This window comes from Wolbachia endosymbiont (group A) of Lypha dubia (genome assembly GCF_964028575.1).
GTDB classification, from domain to species: Bacteria; Pseudomonadota; Alphaproteobacteria; order Rickettsiales; family Anaplasmataceae; genus Wolbachia; species Wolbachia pipientis.
In genome coordinates this window covers 122,233-136,064 of sequence record NZ_OZ034796.1, presented here as the reverse complement: position 1 = coordinate 136,064, position 13,832 = coordinate 122,233, and the positions used below count along the sequence as shown (strand labels likewise).

Genomic DNA, 13,832 nt, shown 5'->3' with positions numbered 1-13,832 from the left:
TTATGCTAAAATTTTTGCTGATAATACCGTTTTTTTTTCTGTCAGGCTGCGGGGAACATCACTGTATTAAGCCAGAAAATTTATCAGGTTTGCGTGAAAAACTAGATATAGTGTCAACAGAGCAGAAATGGGTTGATTCTGGTGTTAATATCTCAGATAGAATAAGAGTAACAGAGATTGATATAGTGCCTAGTAAGGTTAATTTTTGTCCTAAGCAGTATGCAGATTTTGCAATTGGGCCTGGGAGAAATGACGTTGCATTACCATTTACACTTAAAAAAGGCGATACGATAAGCTTTAGTGTGATTGGAAGTAAAGTGTGTAAAGATAAAGAGAGTGAGACAAAAATCAGGTATTTGAAAATCGACGAAAAGTGTAGCGAGCAAGAAACGGAACATTTTGCACATGTTTTAAATCAAGAGAAATGCCAAGGTGGCAAGGATGGGATATGTCCTAATAAATATATAATAGGCGATGCGCAATGGTTGAGTGGAAGAGAGTACTGGTTTTCGAAGTTAGATCAAGATGAAAGAAAAAAGGAAATTGAAAATATTATTAACTCTATAAAACAAGGAGAGAATATAGATTGCAGCAAGCTTTCAGAGAGCAGTGCAAGTAAGATAGATACGCACATTTTAAATTCACTCTGTAGACGTATATGTAAATTTTCTTCTGGTCGTAGAGGCGAGGATTGCGTGTATATTGAATATAATAATATAGAAATTGAGCTATTCAATGCTTTAAATTCTAGTGGTGAATCTGTTGTTGCTGAAATTATTAGTAACGTATTAAAGGGAAAACAGGTAAAAACTGACATTACATTTCTAAAAGTTGGTATGGATAATGAAACTCTTGAACACATTCCAGGTGGTGGTTTATGTACTAGTTGTGATCATAAGATGGAGAATGACCATCAAATACCAAGTTTAACTTTTAGTCTATGTAGCAGAAATGACAAGAGCTGCTACAATACAAATGACAAAGGCGGGTTCAACATAAGAGTAACGAAGAACCATAGTCTGGAAAATAGCTTGTATATAAGTGTTTCCGATAAATTCCCTGAGCATAAGCCTGGTGAAAATCAAGCGGATATATCTGTAGATATCAGCAAAGTTCATGACATGGAAAACTTGAAAGGAAAATTAAAAGACAAAACAGGCACCATATATTACGGAATAAGAGACCATGGCTGCGATTACAAAAATGAAGGTCAGTTTAGCATTAACCTAACAACTCAAGAGCCACCTACAAAAACTTTTAGTGCAATATATAATTTCTTTGATGAAAAAGTGAAAACTGCATTTTTCGGCTCTAATTATAAAGACCCTAACGCAATTCACTCTGATACTAGTCCTGTAAAGTCTCTTTACGAAAGTTTTATAAAATCAAGCAGAACAAATACCATTAGATCTACTATAATATCACTATTAGTACTATATATAATCTTATATACTCTTTATTACTTTTTTGGATTAACTCATATTTCTATATATGAGTTTTTAATTATATGCGTAAAGATAGGAATCATCGCTCAGCTATTGCAGGATAATAGCTGGGACTTTTTTTATAACAACGCATTCTCTATATTTATTAACACTCCAAAACAACTAATAGAAATAGCAAATTTTAGAGGCACTACTTCAAATGTTTTTGAGTTTCTTGATTTGCCGTTCAATAGGTTCTTGTCATCGCATTCAGTATTGTTAATAGTATCTCTTATATTTTCTGGCCCTTTGGGCATTGTATCTTTTTGCTTGGTGATTTGGGGTTTAATCACAGTGAGCTTATCTATTTTTAATGCCTTATTTTCTTTTATTACATCTATAGCAATAGTTGCGTTATTACTTTCTTTAGCACCTATTTTTATTATTTGTCTTTTATTTGCGTATACTAGGCAGATGTTTCAAAACTGGGTTAAAAATTTAGCAAGATTTGCAATTCATCCAGTGGTCCTTTTAATTTTTATATCACTGATAAGTCAGGTTATGGATTATATTGTGTATTCAGTATTTGATTTTGAGGTCTGCTCTACATGTATACTTAATATTAACCTAAAGATTTTTAACCCTTGTATTTTTTATGGTTATGCTTCCAAATATACACCTAATATTACCGCTATGATGGCTTTTGTTATTTTGGGACACGCTATGAAAGCTTTAGTTGAAGCTTCTTCGGCAATATCTGACTCGTTGTTTGGTGCTTATGTAGCAAGCGAACCTGGAAGACAGTATCAACAAAGCTTAATGGGAACAGTAGGGTTAGATGAACAAAGCGTTCAAAGAAGAGAAAGAGGAGATGCCTCTCAACAGTCAGGTACGTCAAGACCTCAAATACCACAAGGGACTCAAAGGTCAACGCCTCAGATACCACAACCAGGAAGACAGCAATGATAAGTAAAAGATCACTATTATTGATACTGTGTCTTGCAATCACTGGTTGTAATATGGATTGTGTCGAGCCTGGGTTGCAGAGCAAAAACACCAGCGTTAATGTGGATGTTCCAGTTCGTAAAGCCGATAAAATTCATTGGGTTGATTCTGGTCAGGTAATTAGTCAGGGTGAGAAAATCAAATTCACCCTCGATGGATCAGTAAATTTTTGCCCTTTTAAAGAAGACAAAAATCCAAGGAAAGTACTTGTGCCAGCTAGCTTTTGTGCTGATGGCTCAGAACCAAATTATAGTAAGGCTGCGGATATTAATAGTGTACCTAACAATTATGGTGTTAATGAAAGTAAAAACGAACTATGTGGTGGCAAAGGATTTGGCAGCAATAGACGTTATGTGGACACTGGAATTAAAGTAAATCCTGGTGACAAGTTAAGCTTCAGCTTAGTTCCCAGAAAAATAACAATTGATTACGACAATCCAGAAGGGAAAGGCATCAATTTTGATGACAATTGTTATAAAGCTGTAGAAAATGATCGTAAGGAAACTGTATATAAGAAAGCTACAGTGAGTGAAGTACATCAGGGGGGAGAGTTTTTTTGTGATGGTAAAGATGGTACAAAAAATAAAATACAATTTTTACCTCTTGATAAAACAAAAGCAAAGGAAAGCAAAGTGCTAGTTGGCAATGGGTATACCCCATATGATAATAAGGTGCATTTTAATAAAGGTTATATTCAAGACAACGAACCATGGGTATATGGTTCACTACTTGATTTACGCCGCGCTAAAATAGGATTGAACGAGTTATGTGATGGAAAAAACTGTAGTCTTGATGAGAGAAAAAAGTACTCCTCCTATGAGCTTAACTGCTACCATCAAAATATATGCTATACTGAGAAGGGTATATGGAACTATGGTTTAGGTCAAGCAGGAGAACGGAACTGTGTCTCCTCTATAAGGTATAAGAAGTACGATAAAGGAAATAAATGTGATATGTATTCTTATCTAGAAAAAATGGAAGGGAATGTTAAAGCAGGTAGTTTTACTGAAGATGATAAATCTTGGGCTGAGGCTCTTGTTGCAAAAATTGGTGATCCTGATGATAAAAATACCGCTAAAGGTATTCAATGTCTTCCAAAGAAAGAGGGTGCAAAAGGGGATAATATGTGTTCGCAAATTGGCGATAACAATAAATTCGAGGATTTTTCTCTGGAATTGAACAATGATTATCCAGTAAATGACGAGGTAACGCCCGGTAGTAGTGTGATGCTCGCTATCGCAGATTATGGTCATTATTACTATAATAGAGGAGGGTACCATGTTAAAGTGACTAGATCATGTGAATATATTAATGGCGAAAAATTATATGTATATTTAGGTGATGAGCCACCTAAAGATTTGCATGGTGTGGGAACTAATGATTTTAAAGTGGTAGGAGTGAGAGAAAGAGTAAACGGAAAAGATGAGTACACCATATTAGATGTAATAAGCGGAGAACACTTTCAGAACAAAGAATCTAAGAAGATATATTTCGGCATCAATGTAAGCAACGTAGAGAGAGATGACATTACAGATAAAAATGGCAAATATTATGAAAATAATAAGTACACAGTAACTTTATTTGTTAAAAGAAAAATTAATGATTTTATTTCATCGAATGTAAACGGGGTATTTAAACTTATAAAAGAAGAAGTAATTGGGGACAGCGTTAAAGATTCATACAAAGGATATGTAAGAGGTCTTCTTCAAGGGGTAAGAGCTTTGCTTACTCTATACGTTATATTTACTGTCGTTGGCTATATGCTTGGAACAATACAGCTAAGTAAATTTGATTTCATTGTAAGAATGTTCAAGATAGCATTTATAGCTTTTGCCTTTAGCGATAGAAGCTGGGAACTTTTTGGTACAACTTTATCCAGACTTTTTATAGATGGTAGCACTTATTTAGTTGATAGTTTTTCTGGCTATGTAGGAGAAGGGGAGAGAAAATTTGCATTCTTAGACTTGACAGCAGGAGTATTATTCACAGCAGAAACTTGGCTAAAGTTTTTATCGTTGATGCTTTCTGGTCCTTTTGGCGTTATTGCATTTTTGGCAATACTCTGCGCTACTTATGCGTTTTTAAAATGCATTATTAGTGCTACATTGAAATATGTAATATCTACTGTTCTAGTAGCGTTTTTACTGTCATTAACACCTTTATTTATCGTATTTATTCTATTTCAAAAGACTAAACCCTTGTTTGATAATTGGATAAAAACGTTGGCTCATGTTTCATTAGAACCAGTCATTTTATTTTCATTTTTATCTCTTTTAAATCAGTTGATGTATTCAGTTTTATATAACCTCACAAATTTTTCTGCATGCTATCAATGTTTAATTAGCGTAAATTTCTTATCGTATGATCTGTGCTTGATGAAATCAATACTGCCTCTTGGATACAGTCCTGGCACTAGCGTTGATGTTGCACTCAGTACCGGAGAAAGGGCTGGTGGACACTTTGCAGCATTACCTATAGACCTAATCCAGGCGTTTACATACCTCATTATTGCCGGTGCAATGGAAGCTTTTGTTTCTATATCGGAAACTATGGTACAAACACTATTTAGCTCTGGTTATGGAGTTACTGGCGGTGTTGGTACAGTTGCTAAGAGCGCATCGCAAGCTATGCTGTCAACCGTTGGCCTTGATGATAAGACCCAAAGTATGATACAGAGTATCAAGCAGAAAATGAGTAAAGATCGGGGAAAAATTGAGGCTAAATTACCTAACACACCAAAGCAACCAGACAAAAAAGAAGATTCTAAAGGAAGTTCTGATAAAACAACGAGTGATAGACCTAAAACATTAAAACAATCAGATCAGCAAAAAAATTCTGATGAAACAATAAGAAGTGATCCTAGTGCTAAAGCTAAAAACAAGGAAGAAAATGGAGAGGAGTAAGATATGAATGATGTTATGGAGTAACTAATTAAAAAGATATTTTAAGTAAAGTTTTAGAAATTTATTCTGTATTTGGAAAAAGTTTAGATATGCAATCACGTTTAGGCAAATGTTGGTTTAGGGTATTACTTCTTGCAGCTTATGTGCTGATCACAGGTTGTAGTAAGAACGATATGCCTTTTCCAAGGTGCATATCTGCTGACTATTTTGGTCCTGAACCTATTGCAGTAAGCGCTCATTTTTCAAGCGATCATGATGCTTTTATTCCAGAAGGTGAAGATGAAAGCGTTATTGATCCTGACACTGGTGAAATTAATTCTGGTTTTCACCATAACCAAGTGGTGAAGTGGAAAGATACTGGATTAGAAACCAATGGAGATAGCTTAATAGTGCGAGTAAATGGTGCATGGACATCTTGGAGTAATAATAACAAGAAGGAATCTAAAAAAGGCAGTTATACCTTACAAAGCTTGGAGCAGTTAAAATATGCAACTAAATTTGAAGGTAAACAAAGTGATAATAGTTTACCTAATTTTCACTTAGTTTGTAATGATTATAAACCTAGCATACAAAAATTTTCAAGTAAGTCTGATACAAGTTGCACTGTAAATTGCAAGTGCATTAATGAAGATGATAGCGCAAATACAGTATCACGTGGTGCTCCATGTTGGTTTACCAATGGTCATGGTGCTTATCTTTTGTTTCAAACGGGGAAAGATGATCCTAACGAAAATCTAAAGTTAATGCGCGATCCTCAATATCCTACTGTACATCTAGGTTACAACTCCGTGGCAGAAAATGGGAGCGGTCTTTTTACTTTAGACAGAGATAGCACTAAATTAAAAGACAGAAATTGTAATGAGTTGAAGTTAAAAAAGGGATGGAAAATATATGTAAAAATATTAGATAGATATTACTTAGATAATGTAGGTGGCTACTCTTTTGAGTTCTTAAGTGGAGTGCAGCAGCCAAGTAGTTTTGGGTTTTTTGATTACATTTATAACTATCTAAAATGTGTATTATTGATTAACGAAAATTGCAAAGAACATTTTAATAGCAATGATCCTGCAGTTGCACAAGCTATGTTCGAAAATATAGCTGAAAAAAGTACGAGCTTTCACAATTTTGTTCTTTCCTTGCTTGTTCTATTTGTAATGATTTCATCGCTTCTTTATCTTTTTGGCATGATACAAGAAACTAAGCATGATATGCTCATCAGAATGATGAAAATCACTCTAGTAATAGTGCTTATATCTCCTGGAAGTTTTAGATTTTTCTATGATCATTTTCTTGTTTTATTCGTTAAAGGTCTTGAACAATTGATAAGTATAATTACTAATTTTGCTCCCAACATGAACACCGGAAGTATTGCTCAAGGAGATGAAGCTAAGTTGTTTAGCTTCATGGAGGACATGTTCAATAAGTTTTTTGCTTATTCTGTTTGGAAAAAGTTTGCAGCGTTTTTACATTACCAAATGTGGGCAAGCCTTCTTATGATACCGGCAATTTTCATAGGGATTGTGCTATACTTCTTGCTGTGCTTATATGCTTACATAATATTTCTCTCTGGTTTTATGGGTATAGCTTTTCTTATAGCCATTATGCCACTGTTTCTAATTTCTATTTTATTTTCACCGCTGAAAAGTCTATTTGAAGGTTGGATAAAATTCTGCATCAGCTTTTGTTTACAGTCGATTATGATATTTGCTCTCTTGTCATTACTGGCTTCCATTATAATGAATACCTTTTATAGGCAGTTAGGTTTTACTGTATGCTACAATAAATGGTTTGAGGTAAGGTTATGTGCTCCAAAATGGGTGTTTGGTGGTTTTTGTATCGTTGATAAGCAGTACTTTGGTTGGACCCCAGGGCAAATTTTCGTACCTTACACTCTTGGAGAAGCTTCTCCGCTGAACGTAGATAAGAACATAGAAGGTATAGAAAAGATAAGCAGAGAAGGTGGTACAATAAAATTTACTGGCGGTGCTGGGTATATCCCTCTTCCACCGGATTACATTGAAAAAGGGTTTCGTTATATAGATTATCCTTTCTTTAACCCAATTCCTGGTACTAAAGAGAATCCAGCAGACCATTATATTGCAGAAAGTGATATGGTAGTAGATAATAGCTGTAGTGTAAAAGATTTAGTGCGTTTAACAAATAGTTTATCCCATGCATCAGAAAAAGCTGATATCTTATTATTGATTAATAATATAAGTAAAAAGACAGAAATCTATTGTAAGCAGCCAGGAAATGAAAGCAGGTGTACTAATTACAAGGAAATCATAGAAAAAGTAATTCTACAGCCAAGTTTAAAAAGTGAAATAAAGTCTTTAGTGCAAGATATAATTAGACAAGATGGGAGCTGCCAATCACAGAATTTTTATAAGGTAAATAGAAACTATCAAGAAAATAGTGATTACCAAAGGGTGCAAGACATACAGAGAGGTTATTTAATCAATGCAGGGGAAATCTTTATACTATTCTTGCTTTCATTTTTAATGTTCTCCTTACGCACGTTCGTACAACAAATGGGCTCAAGTATCGCTGGTGGTGGATTCAGCGTTTACAATATATCTAGTATGTATCAGGCATCGCCTTTGACTGGCATAATGGAAGGATTCAAACAGCAGTGGCAAAATTTTGCTGGTAGAGGACTTGAGTCTTTAGGCAGTTGGGCTACTCATTTACCGGATAGATTAGCCGGAGGTGCAGCTAATCTGCTGGGGAGAGTACCAAGAGTTGGAGGAGTGCTGAAATACGCTATTGATGTGCCACGTAAATTTGTAGGTGCTACTATTGAAGCAACAAAATTTGCAACATCACCTAAAAATGACGTTGATAAACTTGAGGAAAAGATCTACAGGGCATTTGGAGTTGATAAGGAAGATATTACACACAGAAGGATCGGTAAATATTTAGATTATTATAAAGGATACGTAGGATCACATTTGGGCTATACAATAGAAGATGCTATGAAGTTTACTTGGGAGCATGGCCTTGATTCTATAGGAGTTAGCCGCCGTACAGGAGAAAAAGATGGTTATCCAAATAACTTACTTTTTAGAGCAAAATCGCATAGGCAAGATTTCTTGAATAAGCTTCATGATGACACCATAGGCCGTAAGAGAGAACCAGAAAAAGACAATCCTGATCAATCAAATAAGGTAGAACGAGAGTTAGGCACGGAACTAGTAAGAGATAACCATGATCAGCCACTAGAAGAAGGCGACCCTCTTCGACTACGAGGGGGAGGTCAGCCAGATAAGGTAGTACGAGAACTAAGCACAGAACAAGAAGACAAGCCTAATCAACTACAGCATGATCAGCCAACAGAAGAAGATAAGCCTGATCAATCAAATGAAGTGACACGAAATTTAGGCACGGAACCAAAAGGTTCAGATGAAATTGATGATTTTGGATCTGCTTTTGAAGGTATGGAAAAACGTGCTGAAAGAGAAGGCAGAAGAAATCAAGATAAAGTTTACAACCTCTCACCACTTTTTGAAATGAACACTCCAGAAGCTGTAGAAAAACGTGCTGAAAGAGCTAGAAGAAAAGAAGAAAGAGATCGAAAAGACGAAGTTTATAATCTTAAGCCTTTATTTAAAGAACCAAAAAATCCAGAAGAGTACGTTAAGGCACTTTTTGAAATGAATACCCAGGAAGCTATAAAAAAACGTGCTGAAAGAGAGGAAAAAAGAAATCGAGAAGACAGTAAAAGGAAATTACCGGAACCAATGAGGAAACCAGATGCAAAAGGAGATGAGAAGAGGATTGAAGATGAAGACTAATAAAAATTTCAAAGGCCTTGATTATTATAAATTGCAGCAAGACAAAGATGGCAACATAAAGTTAAATGACTACGACGACATTTTAAATGCGCGTAGGGCAAGGGTAGACTTGTTGCGGGATAACACATCACTTGACAAGGATGTCAATTTTGCTAAATTGAATAAAGCTTTGAGTGAGAAATTTGTAGATAATCATAGTTTATTGTCTGAATTTGATAAGGAAGACAAAGAGATTGTACAAGAAAGGATTAAGGTGTTTAGTATTTTAGAAAGTCTTGAAGACCTTAAAAGCGTGAAAAGTGAAGATCTGTTAGAGGTTAGCTTACTGCTGTCAGATCTTAGCTTCATAGAGAGAAATGTTGTACTAAATACCGATCAGAATTCTGATCTAGCAGGATTTAAAAACCTATTTATTGAAAAAAAAGCATCTGGTGAAGAGTATAGTGAAGAAGAATGTAGAGGCTTTCTTGATAATATAGATAAAATCAATACTATAATTAAGTTAGAGTTAGAAAGCAGAATTGAAGGGCTAAATCATGATGAAAAAAATGATCATGATGATTTACAAGATGAGATTGGTCAAGCAATTAATGCAGCAGGCAAATCAGAAAAAGATAACTGATGAGTCTTGTGTTTGTGTTTTTCTTACAAGCGACTCGATAGCTTCTCTCTATTAAACTGCTAAAGCCATATTGACATTAATCATATAGTATAAATAATTAATTATTTTGGAGCTTATTTAATATGCTACGCATCATTGCAGGCAAATATCGCGGAAGAAAAATAACTACAGGTAAGCATTTAGCTGCACGGCCAACTATGAGTATTGTCCGAGAAGCAATATTTAATATGCTTTCCTCAAGAAAACCTATTTATAACTTGAATGTACTTGATTTATTCTGTGGTAGTGGTTCTTTTTCATTTGAAGCGCTTTCTCGCGGCGCTAAACATGCATTTATGGTAGATTCAGATTATTACAATTTGCAATTGCCTAAAAAAACAGCAAAAGATTTTGGAATTACGGACAATGTTACGCTAATTTGCTGCAGTGCTAACTGCTTACCACAACCTATTTCAAAATGTGACATAGTTTTTATAGACCCACCTTACAATAGCAATCTAGTTGAATCAACGTTGAATGGACTAGCTCACTCAGGCTGGTTAAGTGATGATGCATTGATAATTCTAGAGATTAGGAAAAACGAAGATTTTGAGTGCAATAAAAACTTCAGTATAATCTTGGAACGCACCTACGGTATAGCGAGAATAATTTTTCTTTCTCTATTAACTTGAACTTGCATATACTTTTCATTGATGAGTTCCAGTTCTATTTTCGTCAAGTTTCCGGAGAAATTACTTATTCTGTACTGCCCTAGATCAAAATTTTTATTAAATTCAGAGTCTATTAAATATTCATGTGCTTCTTCAATAAATTTATTTTCTTTTTCTTCGTAACTGGTGTATTTTGTTGTACCATTATTATCCTCACGATAAACTAAATGTTCTTTATGATCAGCATGAATATTTTTATTTTCACAAACCTTTTCAGGATCGTGCTCAAGTACTTTTCTACCAACAATCAATAGCTTATAAGAAATTTCCTATGATTCCTTTTAAGCGAGTTTTGAATTTTTGAAATGTCATGACATTGTTGATACGGTTATCAAGAAACGATAAAGTATCCGCAAAATCTTCTGAATAATCATTGATAAAAAAAAGTATCGTACTTAAGTACACTCCAGCTAATATTGCTCTTTTTGTATAGTAGTTAAAATCTGTTGATTGGTCATGAATGCCATACCAAATCGCACTAATAGTTCTGTATAAAAGTTTACTAGAAAAATATGTATTTTTTGGTGATACGGAGAATGATAAAACATTTTTTAAAAGTTCTCTATAATTCGGTAGCTTAGCATAGTTTGAAAGGTATATTTGAATGGCTAACTTTACTCGCTCTCGCACTTTCATATCTTCTAAATTAGAATTCCTTAGTTCAGCTTCCATTGAGCTATTTAAGTCCTCTGCTATGTGCTCCAAAGCGCTATATATTCCATTCTGAAATTTGCAAAAGCTATTAGCTAGATTAAGGTCAGTGCACACCTTTAATAGGGTTTCATCGCTTATCCCTTCAAATGGAATAACCCTAATTAGCTTATCTATTATTAACTTTTGTTCCACGCAACATCATACTAAACAGCATGTGTGATTGTACCTGAGATTTTCAAACATTCTACAAAATGCTTCACCACGTTCCTCGAAATTTTTCCATTGATCAAAAGAAGCACACGCGGGAGAAAGTAATATTGTTACTTCTTCTGCGCTATTTAAGGCCTCTTCAAAAGCCAATCTGAATGCATCTTCTAGATTGCAACATTTAACATAATCTACTTTATTCTCCATAACATTTGCAAAAGCTTCGGTTGATTCTCCAATAAGAAAAGCTTTTCTAACCCTTGTAAAATGCTTGCTTAATGATTCTATTCCACCTTTTTTGCTTCTTCCACCAGCGATCCAATTTATGTTTTCATAAGATAAGATCGCCTTTTCGCTCGATTTTGCATTAGTTGCTTTGCTATCGTTCACGAAAAACACATTTCTTATTTTGCCAAGCAGTTCATTCCTATGCCTCAGTCCTGAAAAGGACTTGATTCCATTGATAAAAGTGTTGCTATCTACTCCAAGTACCTTACATACGGCATATGTGGCTGCTATGTTTTCTGCGTTGGATATTAGGTTTATTTTCACGTCGCTTACTGATAAGCTATGATTCTCTAGTTTTAACGAGATCTTCTGGATCCCAGTGCCCCTTTTGTCATCCAAGTAGCTGACACTGGGATCCAGATAATTTCGATCTATACCAGTAATCTGTTCACTATAATCAAGCAAATTGTTACCTGCCAATGATATTAGATCTCTTGCACCACCCTCTGTCATCTGAGTAGTTGGCAATGGTTTTTCTTTTCTGGATTCCAGCGTCACGCGCTGGAATGACATCGGGGAATATGTTACTGAGATTGGAATTTTGTCTCCAGTGAATTTGTTGAATATATCAGCAGTAATCTCATTGTCACATCCTATTACGGCAACCTCACTACCGTTTATCAGTTTTAATTTAGTTGCTATGTAGTTCTCCATACTTCCATGCCTATCTATGTGATCTGGTGTAATATTGAGCAGTGCTGAAATGTCCACGTTAATTTCATTCATCAACTCCAATTGAAAAGAGGAAAATTCAATTACATAAATTTCTGCATCTCTTTCTAGATCCAAAACAGGAACGCCTAAATTTCCACCAATAGCTACTTTTTTCCCTGCAGATTTTAATATGTGCCCTATTAGTGATGTAGTGGTTGATTTACCATTTGTTCCTGTGATGCCTATTACCTTCTGGTTCGTAGTTTTAGCTTCAAGAAATAGCTCAATGTCTGATTTTATTTTGCAATCAAATCTCCTTGCAAGTTTTACTATCCAATGTGGCTCTGTTGGCACTCCAGGGCTTAAAACCAATGCACTGATCTCATGCCAATTGTATTCCTTGGGATGAATAAAATTACATTTTTTATACATCATTTTTGCATTTGCTATTTGCTCTTCATGATCATCCCATGCATATATTCTTGCACCACTCTTTGTTAGAGCGTTAATGGCGGATAAACCAGTTTTACCAAGACCAAAAACCGCGACGTTTTGATTTTTGTATTTGTTTAGTTGCACTGCTAGATAACTTATGTGAACCATTTTATAAAGATATCGTACAAACTACAACAGACTTCTTGCATAGGTTACAACTGTCATTCAATAGAAACGAAAAAACTTACTTGACACCCTCCGCCAGTCCCCTTATCATGAAACTGAAGCTATTTATTTATCTTCTCTGTACAGATTAAATGACAAAAAAACTCACGTATCTGGCGTCTCATGTTTAATTTTTTGCACTATGTGCACCTTATGTCTTTATAAAATTTCTAGGTTTTTACCTAATATAAGCTAAAATGCGCTTATAAAGCATTTAAAACATAAAAAAACGCCAACTTAAAAAATGGATAGTGAATAATTAGCTACCCTAGGGTTTCTTTTGCCTTTTTTTCTGTTTAGTAAATTTCTTAATGTTTATAATTTAGATTAGTTGCGGCTTAAAAGCAACTGAATCGCGGTTATTAAACGTTTAGAATAAAAAAACGCCATACTTGAAAGTATAATGTAAGTAATTAGCCAACCACGGGGCTTCTTTTGCCTTTTTTTCATTTGGTAAATTTCTTAATATTTATGGCTAAACGACAATCGTCATCCCGCTGCTTGTTAGCGGGATCTCTTGTTAGCGGCTGAGATACCGCGAATGAATCGCGGTATGACGGTTCGCGGCGGTATGACGGTTCGCGACGGCGTGACGATAAGCTCGTTATCCCGCTGCTTGTTAGCGGCTAAGAGATACCGCGGCAGTATGACGGTTAAGTGGGGTGTCATCCCAGTGTCAGCTACTCGGATGACAGGAGAAGGAGGCTACTTGCATGACACCATTCTTTTTTCTGGATCCAAGTAATCAGGGCACTGGGATGACAAGAAGAGGGCACTGCCGTCATAAAGGAACCAGTGTCAGCTACTCGGATGACAACAAAGAGCTACTTGGATAACAAGAAATATAGGCACTGGAATTGCAAAGAGTTTGCAAATATTAGTTATTACCTGTAGGATATAGAGAAATTAGT

General features: G+C 35.2%; 9 protein-coding genes. 6 read left to right on the top strand and 3 right to left on the bottom strand.

From position 1 onward, the window contains the following. The first annotated feature begins 2 nt into the window (after positions 1-2). The 5 genes from ABWU72_RS00650 (at position 3) to rsmD (ending at position 10,419) form a co-directional block, all read left to right on the top strand. On the top strand, positions 3-2,390 hold the full coding sequence (locus ABWU72_RS00650) for a type IV secretion system protein (RefSeq protein WP_174515792.1): 2,388 nt from the start codon (positions 3-5) through the stop codon (positions 2,388-2,390). Further along, positions 2,387-5,332 carry a type IV secretion system protein gene (locus tag ABWU72_RS00645; RefSeq protein WP_155969168.1) on the top strand — a complete coding sequence of 982 codons (2,946 nt, stop codon included), beginning with the start codon at positions 2,387-2,389 and terminating at the stop codon, positions 5,330-5,332. Before ABWU72_RS00650 ends, ABWU72_RS00645 begins: the two co-directional genes overlap by 4 nt. An 89-nt stretch (positions 5,333-5,421) precedes the next feature. Continuing rightward, entirely contained in the window at positions 5,422-9,126 is a 3,705-nt protein-coding gene (locus tag ABWU72_RS00640) for a type IV secretion system protein (RefSeq protein ID WP_155969170.1), read from the top strand. Further along, positions 9,116-9,748, top strand: coding sequence for a hypothetical protein (locus tag ABWU72_RS00635; protein WP_010082417.1), 633 nt, complete (start codon positions 9,116-9,118; stop codon positions 9,746-9,748). The genes ABWU72_RS00640 and ABWU72_RS00635 overlap by 11 nt, the downstream gene beginning before the upstream one ends. 122 nt (positions 9,749-9,870) lie before the next feature. Beyond that, positions 9,871-10,419, top strand: a complete 549-nt coding sequence (gene rsmD / locus ABWU72_RS00630; protein ID WP_006280837.1) for a 16S rRNA (guanine(966)-N(2))-methyltransferase RsmD — start codon at positions 9,871-9,873, stop codon at positions 10,417-10,419. On the opposite strand, the gene ABWU72_RS00625 is transcribed toward rsmD, so the two are convergent. Genes ABWU72_RS00625 through ABWU72_RS00615 form a run of 3 tightly spaced genes read right to left on the bottom strand, consistent with a single transcriptional unit; the run spans position 10,377 to position 12,864 of the window. Beyond that, positions 10,377-10,709, bottom strand: coding sequence for a hypothetical protein (locus ABWU72_RS00625; RefSeq protein WP_006279274.1), 333 nt, complete (start codon positions 10,707-10,709; stop codon positions 10,377-10,379). The genes rsmD and ABWU72_RS00625 overlap by 43 nt on opposite strands. Positions 10,710-10,713: 4 nt before the next feature. Beyond that, on the bottom strand, positions 10,714-11,304 hold the full coding sequence (locus tag ABWU72_RS00620) for a COQ9 family protein (protein WP_155969172.1): 591 nt from the start codon (positions 11,302-11,304) through the stop codon (positions 10,714-10,716). Between the two features lie 6 nt (positions 11,305-11,310). Beyond that, positions 11,311-12,864, bottom strand: coding sequence for a Mur ligase family protein (locus ABWU72_RS00615; protein ID WP_353283788.1), 1,554 nt, complete (start codon positions 12,862-12,864; stop codon positions 11,311-11,313). Positions 12,865-13,634: 770 nt separating this feature from the next. Between ABWU72_RS00615 and ABWU72_RS00610 the strand changes: the two genes are divergently transcribed. Then, positions 13,635-13,757 carry a hypothetical protein gene (locus tag ABWU72_RS00610; RefSeq protein WP_007549233.1) on the top strand — a complete coding sequence of 41 codons (123 nt, stop codon included), beginning with the start codon at positions 13,635-13,637 and terminating at the stop codon, positions 13,755-13,757. Positions 13,758-13,832 lie beyond the last annotated feature (75 nt).